The sequence below is a fragment of the Rhodococcus sp. C26F genome, from assembly GCF_053345925.1.
In genome coordinates, this window is sequence record NZ_JBKFBA010000008.1 from 172002 (window position 1) to 187510 (window position 15509).

Annotated in this window: 13 protein-coding genes and 1 pseudogene (1 of these 14 only partly in view); all 14 read left to right on the forward strand. The window is 69.6% G+C overall.

Features of this window, described 5'->3' with window-relative positions:
- A pseudogene (locus ACLBYD_RS12405) lies at nucleotides 1-696 on the forward strand (NAD-dependent epimerase/dehydratase family protein); it begins 298 nt to the left of the window's first position.
- Nucleotides 693-1208, forward strand: a complete 516-nt coding sequence (locus ACLBYD_RS12410; protein ID WP_447816655.1) for a PspA/IM30 family protein — start codon at nucleotides 693-695, stop codon at nucleotides 1206-1208. The pseudogene ACLBYD_RS12405 and the gene ACLBYD_RS12410 overlap by 4 nt, the downstream one beginning before the upstream one ends.
- A gap of 59 nt (nucleotides 1209-1267) precedes the next feature.
- Nucleotides 1268-2341, forward strand: a complete 1074-nt coding sequence (gene argC / locus ACLBYD_RS12415) for an N-acetyl-gamma-glutamyl-phosphate reductase (protein WP_447816656.1) — start codon at nucleotides 1268-1270, stop codon at nucleotides 2339-2341.
- Nucleotides 2338-3588, forward strand: a complete 1251-nt coding sequence (gene argJ / locus ACLBYD_RS12420; protein WP_447816657.1) for a bifunctional glutamate N-acetyltransferase/amino-acid acetyltransferase ArgJ — start codon at nucleotides 2338-2340, stop codon at nucleotides 3586-3588. Before argC ends, argJ begins: the two co-directional genes overlap by 4 nt.
- A complete protein-coding gene (gene argB / locus ACLBYD_RS12425; RefSeq protein ID WP_447816658.1) occupies nucleotides 3585-4523 on the forward strand; it encodes an acetylglutamate kinase in 939 nt (312 codons plus the stop codon). Before argJ ends, argB begins: the two co-directional genes overlap by 4 nt.
- The gene (locus ACLBYD_RS12430) at nucleotides 4520-5707 is read left to right on the forward strand and encodes an acetylornithine transaminase (RefSeq protein WP_447816659.1); all 1188 of its coding nucleotides are present in this window, start codon (nucleotides 4520-4522) and stop codon (nucleotides 5705-5707) included. The genes argB and ACLBYD_RS12430 overlap by 4 nt, the downstream gene beginning before the upstream one ends.
- Nucleotides 5708-5713: 6 nt before the next feature.
- A complete protein-coding gene (gene argF, locus ACLBYD_RS12435) occupies nucleotides 5714-6643 on the forward strand; it encodes an ornithine carbamoyltransferase (protein ID WP_447816660.1) in 930 nt (309 codons plus the stop codon).
- A 2-nt stretch (nucleotides 6644-6645) separates the two neighbouring features.
- A complete protein-coding gene (locus ACLBYD_RS12440) occupies nucleotides 6646-7155 on the forward strand; it encodes an arginine repressor (protein WP_016692767.1) in 510 nt (169 codons plus the stop codon).
- Between the two features lie 47 nt (nucleotides 7156-7202).
- Nucleotides 7203-8402, forward strand: a complete 1200-nt coding sequence (locus ACLBYD_RS12445) for an argininosuccinate synthase (protein WP_060652959.1) — start codon at nucleotides 7203-7205, stop codon at nucleotides 8400-8402.
- Nucleotides 8403-8404: 2 nt separating this feature from the next.
- On the forward strand, nucleotides 8405-9826 hold the full coding sequence (gene argH / locus ACLBYD_RS12450; protein ID WP_447816661.1) for an argininosuccinate lyase: 1422 nt from the start codon (nucleotides 8405-8407) through the stop codon (nucleotides 9824-9826).
- A gap of 152 nt (nucleotides 9827-9978) precedes the next feature.
- Entirely contained in the window at nucleotides 9979-12963 is a 2985-nt protein-coding gene (locus ACLBYD_RS12455) for an AMP-binding protein (RefSeq protein ID WP_447816662.1), read from the forward strand.
- 39 nt (nucleotides 12964-13002) lie between these two features.
- Nucleotides 13003-13224: a Trm112 family protein gene (locus ACLBYD_RS12460; protein ID WP_024101120.1), complete on the forward strand. Its 222-nt coding sequence runs from the start codon at nucleotides 13003-13005 to the stop codon at nucleotides 13222-13224.
- A complete protein-coding gene (locus ACLBYD_RS12465; protein ID WP_447816663.1) occupies nucleotides 13209-13859 on the forward strand; it encodes a DNA-3-methyladenine glycosylase in 651 nt (216 codons plus the stop codon). Before ACLBYD_RS12460 ends, ACLBYD_RS12465 begins: the two co-directional genes overlap by 16 nt.
- Before the next feature lie 15 nt (nucleotides 13860-13874).
- Nucleotides 13875-15152 carry a tyrosine--tRNA ligase gene (gene tyrS, locus ACLBYD_RS12470; RefSeq protein ID WP_447816664.1) on the forward strand — a complete coding sequence of 426 codons (1278 nt, stop codon included), beginning with the start codon at nucleotides 13875-13877 and terminating at the stop codon, nucleotides 15150-15152.
- Nucleotides 15153-15509: the final 357 nt, after the last annotated feature.

A 15509-nucleotide genomic window follows, 5' to 3' on the forward strand; every position in this document is an offset into this window, starting at 1 on the left:
AACGTCGTCGACGCCGCACTGACCTACGGGGTGCGCCGCCTGGTGGTGGCGTCCTCTGGCGCCGCCTACGGCTATCACGCCGACAACCCGGTCCCGCTCACCGAGGACGATCCGATCCGCGGCAACGACGAGTTCACCTACAGCCGGCACAAACGCCTCGTCGAGGAGATGCTCGCCGGCACCCGGGTCGAGCATCTGCAGCTCGAACAGGTGATCCTGCGGATCGGCACGATCCTGGGGGAGACCGTCCGCAACCAGATCACCGCACTGCTCGACCGCAAGCGGCTGCTCGTCGTCGCCGGCAGCGACAGCCCGTTCGTGTTCGTCTGGCACACCGACGTCGCGGCGGCCTTCGCCGAGGCCGTGCTCGGTCCGGTCACGGGCATCTTCAACGTCGCGGGCGACGGGGTCGTCACCGTGCCCGAGATCGCCGCGATGACGAACCGCAAGACCCTCACGGTGCCGGCCGCGGTGCTCAAGCTCGCCCTGCGGATCGGACGCGCGTTGCGTCTGACCGAGCACGGCCCGGAGCGGGTCGGCTTCCTGCGGTACCGTCCGGTGCTCGACAACCGGCGGTTGCGCGAGGAGCTCGGGGTGCGGCTGCAGTACACCAGCAGGGAGGCCTTCGCGGCGTATCTGCGGGCTCGCGCCGAACAGGACGCAGCGGGAGCCGAGCGACGTAGCCTGGATGCATGAGCAAGGACGAAGCCGGCCGGGTGCCGTCTCCCGAGGAACCCGACAAGCCGGAGCAGCCCGTCCCCGACGTCACCCCGGCCGGGCCGGAGACGCCGACGGTGCCGGATGTGCCGCCGGGCCCGGACATTCCGGACGTGCCGCCGATCGACCCGGAGCCGAGCCCCGATCCCGACGTGACCCCGCGCGAGGACGACGTCCACGAGGCCCAGGTGCACGAGGCTCAGGTCCACGAGGCCGAGATCGTCGAACCGGGTGCCGTCGATGCCGGAATCGTCGACAGCGTGGTGCGCGCACCGACGATCGAGGAGATCACCGGATACACCGCAGACGGGGTGCCGACCTTCGACTCGGTGCGTGAGAAGATCGAACAGCGTTCGGCGACCGCGCTCGGCGCGGAGGAACTCGCTCACGCGACCGGTGCGGGTCGCACGCTCGAGGAGCAGTACGAGGAGCGCAAGGCGGCCGCTGCCGACCGGCTCGCGGAGATCCGGCGGTCGTTGCGGTCGGAGTGAATCCTCCCGAAGGGACACCCCCTATGAAATGATTTGCATGAGGGTGCATAATCATTCGTATGGGTACTTCACCGGACTTCACCGCCACCCCCGAGTCGCCGCTACGGGCCGCCGTGGCCGGCGCCAGCGGCTACGCGGGCGGCGAGATCCTGCGCCTGCTCCTCGGCCACCCCGCCTATCAGGACGGCTCGCTCGTCATCGGCGCGCTCACCGCCGGGGGTAACGCCGGCGCCACCCTGCGTGAGTTCCATCCCCATCTGCTGCCGCTCGCCGACCGCGTGCTCGACGCCACCGACATCGACACCTTGGTCGGGCACGACGTCGTCTTCCTCGGCCTGCCGCACGGCCACTCCGCCGTGATCGCCGAGCAGCTGCCCGAGACGACCGTCGTCATCGACTGCGGCGCCGACTTCCGGCTCGAGAACGCCGCCGACTGGCAGCGCTGGTACGGCAGCGACCACGCCGGCACCTGGCCCTACGGCATGCCCGAGCTGCCCGGCAAGCGCGACGCCCTCGTGGGCGCCACCCGCATCGCGGTCCCCGGTTGCTACCCGACCTCCGCCTCGCTCGCCCTCGCCCCGGCCGTCGCCGCCGGCATCGTCGAACCCGTCGTGAACGTCGTGGCCGTCTCCGGCACCTCCGGCGCCGGGAAGTCCCCGAAGGTCGACCTGCTCGGCTCCGAGGTCATGGGCTCGGTCCGCGCCTACGGCGTCGGCGGCGCCCACCGGCACACCCCGGAGATCAAGCAGAACCTCTCCGCGCTCGCCGGCACCGACGTGAAGGTCTCATTCACCCCGATCCTCGCGCCCATGCCGCGCGGCATCCTCGCGACCTGCACCGCACCGACCACGGTGACCGCCGCCGAGGCCCGCGCCGTCTACGAGAAGGCCTACGCCGACGAACCGTTCGTGCAGCTGCTGCCGGAAGGCGCACTACCCGCCACCGGCGCGGTGGTCGGCTCGAACGCCGTCCAGATCGCCGTCACCGTCGACGCCGACGCCGGACTGCTCGTCGTCGTCGCCGCGCTCGACAACCTCACCAAGGGCACCGCCGGTGCCGCCGTGCAATCGATGAACCTGGCACTCGGCCTGCCCGAGACCGCCGGCCTGTCCACCGTGGGAGTGGCTCCGTGACCGAGAACAAGTACGCAGACGACGTCTACACCGGCGCCACCGAGATCGCCGGGGGACGCCTGATCCGCACCCAGGGTGTCACCAGCCCCGCCGGCTTCCGGGCCGCCGGCATCCCCGCCGGCATCAAGGTCTCCGGCAGACAGGACCTCGCGCTCGTGGTCAACGAGGGCCCCGAACTCACCGCCGCCGGTGTGTTCACCACCAACAAGGTCAAGGCCGCCCCCGTCCTGTGGTCCCAGCAGGTGCTGAAGTCCGGCAGCCTGCGCGCGGTGATCCTCAACTCCGGCGGCGCCAACGCGTGCACCGGCGCCGGTGGTTTCCAGGACACCCACGCCACCGCCGAGGCCGTCGCCGACGCCCTGAGCAACTGGGGCACCGAGACCGGTGCCGGTGAGGTCGCCGTGTGCTCGACCGGCCTGATCGGCGACCGTCTGCCGATGGACAAGGTGCTCTCCGGGGTGCAGGAGATCGTCCACGAACTCGCCGGAGGCATCTCCGGCGGCACCGACGCCGCCTACGCGATCATGACCACCGACACCGTGCCCAAGCAGGCCGCCCTGCACCACGCCGACAAGTGGAACGTCGGCGGCATGGCCAAGGGCGCCGGCATGCTCGCCCCCGCCCTGGCGACGATGCTGTGCGTGGTCACCACCGACGCCGTCGCGACCGCCGAGCAGCTCGACACCGCGCTGCGCCACGCGTCCCGGCTCACCTTCGACCGCCTCGACGTCGACGGCGCGACCTCCACCAACGACACCGTGCTGCTGCTGGCCTCCGGCGCGAGCGGGATCACCCCGAGCCAGGACGAGCTCGACGCCGCCGTCCTCGCCGTGTGCGACGACCTCGCCGAGCAGATGATGGCCGACGCCGAGGGCGTCACCAAGCGGGTCACCGTCACCGTCCGCGGCGCCGCCAGCGAGGCCGACGCCCTGATCGGTGCCCGCACCGTCGCCCGCGACAGCCTCGTCAAGACCGCACTGTTCGGCTCCGACCCCAACTGGGGCCGCGTGCTCGCCGCCATCGGCATCGCCCCGATCGAACTCGACCCCGACAAGATCTCCGTGTCGTTCAACGGCAACCCGGTGTGCATCGACGGTGTCGGTGCCCCCGGCGCCCGCGAGGTCGACCTGTCCGCCGCCGACATCGCCCTCGACATCGACCTCGGCCTCGGCAACGCGCAGGTGTCCATCCGCACCACCGACCTCTCGCACGCCTACGTCGAAGAGAACTCGGCGTACTCGTCGTGACCGGAACGAACACAGGAGACGACGTGACCGACGCACTGATCGCCGACCTCACCTCGCACCAGAAGGCGTTCGTCCTCGCCGAGGCCCTGCCGTGGCTGCAGAAGTTCCGCGACAAGATCGTCGTCGTCAAGTACGGCGGCAACGCCATGATCGACGACACCCTCAAGACCGCCTTCGCCGCAGACATGGCGTTCCTGCGCACCGTCGGCATCCACCCCGTCGTCGTGCACGGCGGCGGCCCGCAGATCAACGCCATGCTCGAGCGACTCGGCCTCGAAGGTGAATTCCGCGGCGGCTTTCGCGTCACCACCCCCGAGGTCATGGACGTCGTGCGGATGGTGCTCTTCGGGCAGGTCGGACGCGAACTCGTCGGCCTGATCAACAGCCACGGCCCCTACGCCGTCGGCACCTCCGGCGAGGACGCCGGACTGTTCACCGCGACCCGCCGCACGGTCGTCGTCGACGGCGAGGCCACCGACATCGGGCTCGTCGGCGACGTCACCAGCGTCGACCCCGGCGCGGTGCTCGACCTCATCGCCGCCGGGCGCATCCCCGTCGTCTCCACGATCGCGCCCGACGCCGACGGCGTGGTGCACAACATCAACGCCGACACCGCCGCGGCCGCCCTCGCCGAAGCGCTCGGCGCGGAGAAGCTGGTCGTGCTCACCGACGTCGAAGGCCTCTACACGAACTGGCCCGACCGCAGCTCGCTCACCTCGCGGATCGACGCCGACGCGCTCACCGCGCTGCTGCCGTCGCTCGACTCCGGCATGGTCCCGAAGATGGAGGCGTGCCTACGCGCCGTGCAGGGGGGAGTGCCCACCGCGCACGTCATCGACGGGCGCCAGCCGCACTCCGTGCTCCTCGAACTGTTCACCGAAGAAGGCATCGGCACCATGGTGGTGCCGTCCTCCGAGAAGGAAGGCCCCGCATGACCGGCACGTCCGACCTCCAGCAGCGCTGGGCGGGTTCGCTGATGAACAACTACGGCGTGCCCAAGGTCGCGCTGGTCGCGGGCGACGGTGCCGTGCTCACCGACGCCGACGGCAAGCAGTACCTCGACCTGCTCGGCGGCATCGCCGTCAACAGCCTCGGCCACCGCCACCCGGCGATCATCGAGGCCGTCACCGCCCAGCTGAACCAGCTCGGTCACGTGTCGAACCTGTACGCCTCGCCGCCGGTGCTCGAACTCGCCGAGAAGCTCCTCGATCGCTTCGGTCACGAGGGCCGCGCCTTCTTCTGCAATTCCGGCACCGAGGCCAACGAGGCGGCCTTCAAGATCGCCCGGCTCACCGGACGGCCGAAGATCGTCGCGTGCGAGAAGGCCTTCCACGGCCGCACCATGGGCGCCCTCGCCCTGACCGGCCAGCCCGACAAGCGCGCCCCCTTCGAACCGATGCCCGCCGGCGTCGAGTTCGTGCCCTACGGCGACCTCGACGCCCTCGAGGCCGCGGTGGACGAGAACACCGCCGCCGTCTTCCTCGAACCGATCATGGGCGAATCCGGCGTCGTCGTCCCGCCCGAGGGTTATCTCGCCGGCGCGCGTCGCATCACCACCGAACGCGGCGTCCTGCTCGTGCTCGACGAGGTCCAGACCGGTATCGCCCGCACCGGCAGCTTCTTCGCCCATCAGGCAGCGGGCATCACCCCCGACGTGATTACCCTCGCCAAGGGTCTCGGCGGCGGACTGCCCATCGGTGCGGTCCTCGCCACCGGCCCGGCCGCCGAGCTGTTCCGGCCCGGCAAGCACGGCACCACCTTCGGCGGCAACCCGGTGTGCGCCGCGGCCGCCCTCGCGGTGCTGCGCACGATCGACGAGCAGAACCTGCTCGACCACGTGAACACCGTCGGCAAGACCCTCGCCGCCGGCATCGAGGAACTCGGGCACCCGCTCGTCTCGCACGTGCGCGGCTCCGGGCTGCTCCTCGGTGTCGTCCTCACCGCCGCGAAGGCACCGGCCGTCGAGACCGCCGCCCGCGAGGCCGGTTTCCTCGTCAACGCCGCCGCGCCGGACGTGATCCGTCTCGCGCCCCCGCTGATCCTCACCGAACAGCAGGCCGAGAGCTTCGTGACGGCGCTGCCCGCCGTCCTCGACACCGCCGACCGGGAAGGGAACTGACGACCCGTGCTCCGCCACTTCCTGCGCGACGACGACCTCACCCCGGCCGAACAGACCGAGGTGCTCGAAATCGCCGCCGAACTGAAGAAGGCACCGCTGTCCCGCCGCCCCCTCGAAGGGCCCCTCAGCGTTGCCGTGCTGTTCGACAAGACCTCCACCCGCACCCGCTTCTCCTTCGACGCCGGCATCGCCCAGCTCGGCGGACACGCCATCGTCGTCGACACCGGCTCCACCCAGATCGGCAAGGGTGAGACCCTCGAGGACACCGCCCGGATGTTCTCCCGGTTCACCGAAGCGGTCGTGTGGCGCACCTACGGCCAGGACCGCATCGAGACGCTCGCCGAGCACTCGACCGTGCCCGTCGTCAACGCACTCACCGACACCTTCCACCCCTGCCAGGTCCTCGCCGACCTGCAGACCATCCGCGAGAACAAGGGCGCCACCGCGGGCCTGCGGATGACCTACTTCGGCGACGGCGCCAACAACATGGCGCACTCGCTGATGCTCGGCGGCGTCACCGCCGGCATGCACGTGACCATCGCGTCCCCGGCCGGGTTCACCCCCGACCCGCAGGTCGTCGCCGCGAGCCGCGCACGGGCAGAGGAGACCGGCGGCAGCGTCACCGTCACCGACGACCCGCGTACCGGAGCCACCGGCGCCGATGTGCTCGTCACCGACACCTGGGTGTCGATGGGGCAGGAGGACGACGGCAAGGACCGCGAGGCACCCTTCCGGCCGTTCCAGCTGAACGACGACCTCGTCTCCCTCGCCGACACCGACGCGATCGTGCTGCACTGCCTGCCGGCCTACCGCGGCAAGGAGATTACCGCCGAGGTCATCGACGGACCGCGGTCGGTGGTGTGGGACGAGGCCGAGAACCGCCTCCACGCACAGAAGGCCCTGCTGGTGTGGCTGCTCGAGCAGAGCCGGAGCTGACCGTGAGCACCGCGGCGAACCATGCGGACAGCGCAGCGACCGCGCCGACGCGCGCGGCGCGGCAGGCCCGCATCGTCGCACTACTCGCCGCGCACCCGGTGCGCAGCCACACCGAACTCGCCGCCCTCCTCGCCGAGGACGGCATCGAGGTGTCCACCGCCACCCTGTCCCGCGACCTCGAGGAACTCGGCGCCGTCAAGCTCCGCGCGGCCGATGGGGGCGCGGGGGTGTACGTCGTCCCGGAGGACGGCAGCCCTGTGCGCGGCGTGACCGGAGGCACCGACCGCCTGTCCCGGTTGCTCGGCGAACTGCTGGTGTCCACCGACTCCAGCGGCAACATCGCCGTGCTGCGCACCCCACCGGGGGCGGCGCACTATCTGGCCAGTGCACTCGATCGGGCATCATTACCCGAGGTGGTCGGAACGATCGCCGGCGACGACACCATCGCGGTCATCGCCCGCGAACCGACGACGGGAGCCGAACTGGCCGCGAAAATCGAATCACTCGCCTGACCTACCACTCATAGACGCACGTCGAAATACGAAGGAGCACAAAGACAATGGCCGAACGCGTCGTACTCGCCTATTCGGGCGGGCTGGACACCTCCGTCGCCATCAGCTGGATCGGCAAGGAGACCGGCAAGGAGGTCGTCGCCGTGGCCATCGACCTCGGCCAGGGTGGCGAGGACATGGAGGTCGTGCGTCAGCGCGCCCTCGACTGCGGTGCCGTCGAATCGATCGTCGTCGACGCCAAGGACGAGTTCGCCAACGAGTACTGCCTGCCCACCGTCCAGGCCAACGCGCTCTACATGGATCGCTACCCGCTCGTCTCGGCCATCAGCCGCCCGCTGATCGTCAAGCACATCGTGCAGGCCGCCCGCGAGCACGGCGGCACCGTCGTCTCCCACGGCTGCACCGGCAAGGGCAACGACCAGGTCCGCTTCGAGGTCGGCTTCGGCGCCCTCGCACCCGACCTCCAGGTCATCGCACCGGTCCGCGACTACGCCTGGACCCGTGAGAAGGCCATCGCCTTCGCCGAGGAGCACGGCCTGCCCATCAACGTCACCAAGCGTTCGCCGTTCTCCATCGACCAGAACGTCTGGGGCCGCGCCGTCGAGACCGGCTTCCTCGAGGACCTGTGGAACGCCCCCACCAAGGACGTCTACGACTACACCGAGGACCCCACCGCCCACTGGCAGGCCCCCGACGAGCTGATCATCAGCTTCGAGGCCGGTCGCCCCGTCGCGATCGACGGCAAGCACGTCACCGTCCTCGAGGCCATCCAGGAACTCAACCGTCGCGCCGGCGCTCAGGGTGTGGGCCGCCTCGACATGGTCGAGGACCGCCTCGTCGGCATCAAGAGCCGCGAGATCTACGAGGCCCCCGGCGCCATCGCCCTCATCACCGCGCACCAGGAACTCGAGCACGTCACCCTCGAGCGCGAACTCGGCCGCTACAAGCGTCGCGTCGAGGAGCGCTGGAGCGAGCTGGTGTACGACGGCCTGTGGTACTCGCCGCTGAAGACCGCCCTCGACGCCTTCATCAAGAACACCCAGGAGCGCGTCACCGGCGACATCCGCATGGTGCTCCACGGCGGACACATCACCGTCAACGGCCGTCGCAGCCCCGAGTCGCTGTACGACTTCAACCTCGCCACCTACGACGAGGGCGACAGCTTCGACCAGTCCAACGCCAAGGGTTTCGTGCAGATCCACGGCCTGTCGTCGAAGGTCGCCGCGAAGCGCGATCTGGGCCTGTAGTCATGACGGCTCACGGCACCAACGAAGGTGCCCTGTGGGGCGGCCGGTTCGCATCCGGACCGGCCGCCGCCATGGCGGCGCTGAGCAAGTCCACGCACTTCGACTGGGCGCTCGCCCCGTACGACGTGCGCGCCTCGCAGGCCCACGCCAAGGTCCTGCACCGCGCCGGACTCCTCACCGACGACGACCTCGCCACGATGCTCGACGGCCTCGACCGTCTCGCCGCCGATGTGGCTTCCGGTGCGTTCGGTCCCGCCGAGTCCGACGAGGACGTGCACGGTGCGCTCGAACGGGGACTCATCGAGCGCGTCGGCCCCGAGGTCGGCGGCCGGCTCCGCGCGGGCCGCTCCCGCAACGACCAGGTCGCGACGCTGTTCCGGATGTGGCTGCGCGACAGCGCGCGGCGCATCGCCGACGGTGTCCTCGACGTGGTCGACGCGATCGCCGGCCAGGCCGCGGCGCACCCCGATGCCGTGATGCCGGGCAAGACGCACCTGCAGGCGGCGCAGCCCGTGCTGCTCGCGCACCACCTGCTCGCCCACGCGCATCCGCTGCTGCGCGACGTCGACCGGTTGCGCGACTTCGACAAGCGCGCTGCGATCTCGCCGTACGGGTCGGGCGCGCTGGCCGGATCGTCGCTCGGTCTCGACCCCGACGCGATCGCGGCCGATCTGGGCTTCGACTCGGCGGCGGACAACTCGATCGACGCGACCAGCTCCCGCGACTTCGCGGCGGAAGCGGCGTTCGTGTTCGCGCAGATCGCCGTCGACCTCTCCCGCATGGCGGAGGAGGTCATCCTGTGGAGCACCCCCGAGTTCGGGTACGTCACCCTCGCGGACGAATGGTCGACCGGGTCGTCGATCATGCCGCAGAAGAAGAACCCGGACGTCTCCGAGCTCACCCGCGGTAAGGCCGGTCGTCTCATCGGTAACCTCACCGGTCTGCTGGCCACGCTCAAGGCGCAGCCGCTGGCCTACAACCGCGACCTGCAGGAGGACAAGGAGCCGGTCTTCGACTCCGTCGCACAGCTCGAGCTGCTGCTCCCGGCGATCGCAGGGCTCGTCTCGACGCTGACCTTCCACACCGAACGCATGGCCGAGCTCGCACCCGCCGGATTCACCCTCGCGACCGACATCGCCGAGTGGATGGTCCGCCAGGGCGTTCCGTTCCGCGTCGCCCACGAGGCGGCCGGGGCATGCGTGCGGGTCGCCGAAGGCCGCGGGGTCGGTCTCGAGGACCTCACGGACGAGGAGCTGGCCGGTGTCGATCCGGCACTGACCCCGCAGGTGCGGGAAGTGCTCACCGTCGAAGGATCCATCGCCTCGCGCGACGCGCGTGGCGGCACCGCGGGCGTGCGGGTGGCCGAGCAGCTCGGCCGCGTGCGCGACGCCGCGGCACACCTGCGCAGCTGGGTGCGCGGCTGACACGCCTGCCGTCCCGGGCACACCCCGAGTTGCCCGGGACGGTGAGGGCGGTGTGGCAGGCTGACACATACTCTCGGCATGCAGCGGGTACCGGTGTAGAACCGCAGGTGCCGGGACCGCTGCGGATACATCGTCGAGAAGGGGAGCGGACCGTGGGACTGGACGCCGATGTAGTGACCGAGTCGGTGCGACGGCTCGTCGCCACTGCCCAGAACGGTCTCGAAGTCCTGCGTTTCGGTGGCCTCGAACCCGGCCGCTCGTCCTCGCCGTACCAGGTCGTCGAGCGCACCTCCATGTACCGGCTCCGCCGGTACTTCCCCGAATCCGACACCGCCTCCACGGGCATCCCGATCGTCCTCGTGCCACCGATGATGGTGTCCGCCGAGGTGTACGACGTCACCCGTGACGCCGGCGCCGTCGGCACCCTCCACGAAGCGGGTCTCGACCCCTGGGTCGTGGACTTCGGGTCGCCCGACCAGGAGGAGGGGGGCTGGAAACGCACCCTCACCGATCACATCCTCGCCCTCGACGAGGTCGTCGACTGCGTCCGCGCCTATACCGGCCGCGACGTGCACCTCGGCGGATATTCGCAGGGCGGCATGTTCTGCTACCAGGTCGCGGCGTACCGGCGTAGCCGCGGCATCGCGAGCCTGATCACCTTCGGCAGCCCGGTCGACACCCTCGCCGCCCTGCCCTTCGGGATCCCGGAGATCGTCGCGACCCACTCCGCGGACTTCCTCGCGGACCACGTCTTCAACCGCCTCGCGATCACGGGGTGGATGGCGCGCACCGGATTCCAGCTGCTCGATCCGGTCAAGACCGTGCGATCGCGCATCGACTTCCTGCTCCAGCTCCACGACCGGGAAGCGCTGCTGCCGCGAGAACCGCAGCGCCGGTTCCTCGACACCGAGGGGTGGGTGGCGTGGTCCGGACCGGCCGTCGCCGAGGTGTTGCGCCAGTTCATCGCTCACAACCGCATGGTCAGTGGCGGTTTCGTCATCAACGACCGGGCGGTGAGCCTCGCTGAGATCACCTGTCCCGTCCTCGCGTTCATCGGTGAGGTCGACGACATCGGGCAACCGCTCGCCGTGCGCGGCATCCGCAAGGCGTCGCCCCGCGCGGAGGTCTACGAATACACCTTGCGCGCAGGGCATTTCGGGCTGGTGGTTGGCAGTGTCGCCGGTCAGCAGACGTGGCCGTCGGTCGGGGAGTGGGTGCAGTGGCGCGAAGGCGTCGGGGACCGGCCCGTCGGCATCGCGCCGATGGCGGTGCCGAACCCCACCGACGAGGGCACCGGCGTCTCGGTCGCATCCCGCATCACGCACACGGCCGCAACGCTCGCCGACGTCGGGACCGATTTCGGCAAGGGGCTCGCGGGGATCGCGGTGGGTGCCGTCCGCGGAGCACGCGATCTCACCGGCGAGGCCGCCCGCGCCCTTCCCCGCCTCGCGCGGCTCGGGCAGATCCAGCCGCGCACCCGCATCTCCGTCGGCGGCCTGCTCGCCGAAATCGGCCGCAAGTCGCCGAAGCGGGAGTGCTTCATCTTCGAGGACCGGGTCTACACCTTCGAGGCCGTCAACCGACGGATCGACAACGTCGTCCTCGGGCTCGTCGACAACGGCATCCGTCCCGCGATGCACGTCGGCATCCTCATGGACGTGCGCCCCAGCGCAATGGCGGCGGTCGCGGCGATCTCCCGTCTCGGCGGCGTGTCCGTCCTGATCCCGCCCGGACCGGACATCGCCGAGGCCGTGCGACTCGGCGGTGTCGAGAAGATCGTCGCCGATCCCGAGAACCTCGACGCGGCCGTCGCGACAGGCCTGCCCGTGCTGGTACTCGGCGGCGGCGACGTCCGCGACCTCGACATCGAACCCGGCGCCGACGTCGTCGATCTCGAACGACTCGACATCTCCTCCGTGCAGCTGCCGGGCTGGTACGTCGCTGATCCGGGACTCGCGCGCGAACTCGCGTTCATCCTGTTCTCCGGTGGCGGCGACACGCTCGCGGTGCGACGGGTCACCAACTACCGATGGGCGCTGTCGGCCTTCGGGACCGCCACCGCGGCCTCGCTCGGACGTGGCGACACCATGTACTGCCTTGCGCCCCTGCACCATTCGTCGGGTCTGCTCGTCAGTTTCGGTGGTGCACTCGCCGGTGGGGCGCGTATCGCGTTGTCGCGCGGACTGAATCCGTCGCTCTTCAGCGACGAAGTGCACCGCTACGGTGTCACCGTCGTCACCTACACCTGGTCGATGATGCGCGAGGTGCTCGACAGTCCGTCGCTGCACATCGACGCGATCCATCCCATCCGATTGTTCATCGGCTCCGGCATGCCACCGGGGTTGTGGCGCCGCACCCTCGATCGGTTCCAGCCCGCACGGGTTCTCGAGTTCTACGCGTCGACCGAGGGCAACGTCGTGCTCGCGAACGTCTCCGGTTCGAAGATCGGTTCGAAGGGCCGGCCGTTGCCCGGTAGCGCCGATGTGCGCCTCGCCGCCTACGACGCCGGCGTCGGCCGACTCGTGGAGGACGAACGCGGCTTCGTGCGGGAGGCGCAGGTCGGCGAGGTCGGACTGCTGCTCGGCAGGCCCGGTCCCGCAGCCTCGGCAATCACCGGTGTGATGCGCGGCGTGTTCGAACCGGGCGACGTGTGGGTGCCCACCGACAACCTGTTCCGACGCGACGACGACGGCGACTACTGGCTGCTCGACAGTCGGCGGACGGTGATTCCCACCTTCCACGGCCCGGTCTTCACCCAGAGCGTGGAGGACGTGCTCGAAGCGATCCCGCGTGTCGATCTCGCCGTCGCCTACGGCATCTCGGTGGGAGGTCGCGACATCGCGGTGGCCGGCTGCTCGCTGCGGGGCAACCGTACACCGACGGCCGCGGAGATCACTGCGGCGTTCGACTCGGTCCCGGCCGACGAACGACCCGATCTCGTGCACGTCGTGCCCGACATCCCGTTGGGCCCGTCCTATCGCCCGTCCGCCGATCGTCTGCGCGAACAGGGATTGCCCGTGCCCACCGTCCGTACCTGGTACCTGAACCCCGATACCGGGACGTACAAGCGGTTCACCAAGGCCGTGGCCACGGCGTGGAAGGCGGGCACGGCCGGTTCGCCGGCCGGAGCGCGGTAGCCTGGGTCCGGTTCGGTTCCGCCCTTCGAAAGGACATCCGTGGCTGTCGATCCCACGTTGCTGAGCATTCTGGCCTGTCCGGAGGACAAGGGGCCGTTGCTTCTCGTCGACGACGCCGTCCTGTACAACCCGCGACTGCGGCGGGCGTATCCGATCGAGAACGGCATTCCTGTCCTCCTCGTCGACGAGGCCCGCGAGGTCAGCGACGCCGAGCACGAGGACTTCACCGCGCGCGGTGTCGCCGGATGGAGCACCGACTGAGCCGCAATCGTCGATCCGTCCGCGGCGAACTCGAAGGACTCGATCCGGTCGAGGCTGCCGAAGCGCTGCTCGGAGCAACCGTCCGAGTGGGGGAGACCGCCGTCCTGCTGACGGAAGTCGAGGCCTACGGCGGCCCCGAGGACGGACCGTGGCCGGACCCGGCCGCGCACTCGTACCGCGGACCTACCCCGCGCAACTCGGTCATGTTCGGGCCCGCGGGGCACCTGTACGTCTACCGCAGTTACGGACTGCACTTCTGCGCGAACGTCTCCCTCGGTCCCGATGGCACCGCCGCGGCAGTGCTGTTGCGCGGTGGTGAGGTGATCGAGGGGGAGCAGGCCGTCCGTTCCCGACGCACGTCCGGCACGCCGTTCGCGAACCTTGCGCGCGGTCCGGGCAATCTCGCTGCTGCGCTCGGCCTCGATCTGGCCGACAACGGCGTCGACGTGGATGCTTCCGACGCTCGGGTGCGGGTGGAACTTCCGGCCGCACCGCTCGTCGGGGGGGTCGCGCGGGGGCCGCGGGTGGGGATCAGCGTGGCGGCCGACAGACCGTGGCGGTTGTGGGTTCCCGGGGCGATCGGGGTCTCCCCGTACCGGCGCAGCCCACGCGCGCCCGCTGCGCCTCGAGCGTGATGGGATGATCGAACGGTGACTGAGCACATTCTCGACGAACTGACCTGGCGCGGGCTCATCGCGCAATCGACCGATCTCGACGCACTTCGAGGCGAACTCGACAAGGGTCCGATCACCCTCTATGCCGGTTTCGATCCGACCGGCCCGAGCCTGCACGCCGGTCACCTCGTTCCGCTCCTCGCACTCAAGCGTTTCCAGCGCGCCGGCCATCGGCCCATCGTTCTCGCAGGTGGTGCGACCGGCATGATCGGTGACCCGCGGGACGTGGGGGAGCGCACCATGAACTCCGCCGACACCGTCGCCGAATGGGCAGGGCGGATTCGTGGGCAGCTCGAGCGGTTCGTCGACTTCGACGACTCCCCGACGGGAGCTGTGGTCGTGAACAACCTCGACTGGACCGGCAAGCTGTCCGCGATCGACTTCCTGCGCGACATCGGGAAGCACTTCTCGATCAACGTGATGCTCGCCCGCGACACCGTCAAGCGCCGCCTCGAAGGTGACGGCATCTCGTACACCGAGTTCAGCTACATGCTCCTGCAGGCCAACGACTACGTGCAGCTCCGCCGCGAGTACGGATGTGTGCTGCAGGTCGGTGGTTCCGATCAGTGGGGCAACATCATCGCCGGCGTCGAGCTCAACCGGCGTACCGACGGTGAGAGCGTGCACGCCCTGACCGTCCCGCTCGTGACCTCGTCCGACGGTAAGAAGTTCGGCAAGTCCACCGGTGGTGGCAGCTTGTGGCTCGACCCGGAGATGACGAGCCCGTACGCCTGGTACCAGTACTTCGTCAACGCTGCCGACGCGGACGTCATGAAGTACCTGCGGTGGTTCACCTTCCTCGACAAGGACGAACTCGCCGAGCTCGAGACCGCCACCACGGAGCGTCCGCACGCACGTGAGGCCCAGAAGCGACTCGCTGCCGAGATGACCACGCTCGTGCACGGAGCGCACAACACCGCAGCGGTCGAGTTGGCCAGCCGCGCTCTGTTCGGACGAGGCGAGCTGGGCGAGCTGGACGAGCCCACGCTCGCGGCCGCCCTGACCGAGGCGTCCGTGACGGAGCTCCGCGCCGGCGAGCCGGACACGATCATCGACCTGCTCGTCGCGTCGGGTCTGTGCGAGAGCAAGGGAGCCGCGCGTCGCACCGTCAAGGAAGGTGGAGTATCGGTCAACAACGTGCGCATCTCCTCGGAGGAGTGGACCCCGCGCGACGGAGAGCTGCTGCACGGACGCTGGCTCGTCCTGCGTCGGGGCAAGCGGAACTTCGCCGGCGTGCGAGTCGTCCGCGACTGACGCATTCGCCGACGCTGGCGAACCTCTGACCAGCGGATTTGACGGCTCGTTAGCGTCGGCGTAACTTAGTCGTCGTTCGAGCGACACCGAACAGCCCGCCGGACCGAGAGGTTCGGAAACAGGCATGTTCGATGTCGCATCGATCGGCTCTCACAGAAGAGAACAGGAAAGCAGCGATTTGCGGCCCTGAAATCGGATGTGGTAGCTTGGAACGGTTGCCTCGGAGCGAGCCGGACAGGTGTCCGGTAACGTAACGATGTGCGCGTGTTCTTTGAGAACTCAACAGTGTGCCGATGAATGTCAGTGCCAAATATTATTTGGTGCGGCCACTTCACTTTTTGTGGGTGGTTGTTGCTG

Coding starts and splice junctions, on each gene's coding strand:
- ACLBYD_RS12410 (WP_447816655.1), top strand. CDS start 693: ATGAGCAAGGACGAAGCCGGCCGGGTGCCGTCTCCCGAGGAACCCGAC.
- argC (WP_447816656.1), top strand. CDS start 1,268: ATGGGTACTTCACCGGACTTCACCGCCACCCCCGAGTCGCCGCTACGG.
- ACLBYD_RS12430 (WP_447816659.1), top strand. CDS start 4,520: ATGACCGGCACGTCCGACCTCCAGCAGCGCTGGGCGGGTTCGCTGATG.
- ACLBYD_RS12445 (WP_060652959.1), top strand. CDS start 7,203: ATGGCCGAACGCGTCGTACTCGCCTATTCGGGCGGGCTGGACACCTCC.
- argH (WP_447816661.1), top strand. CDS start 8,405: ATGACGGCTCACGGCACCAACGAAGGTGCCCTGTGGGGCGGCCGGTTC.
- ACLBYD_RS12465 (WP_447816663.1), top strand. CDS start 13,209: ATGGAGCACCGACTGAGCCGCAATCGTCGATCCGTCCGCGGCGAACTC.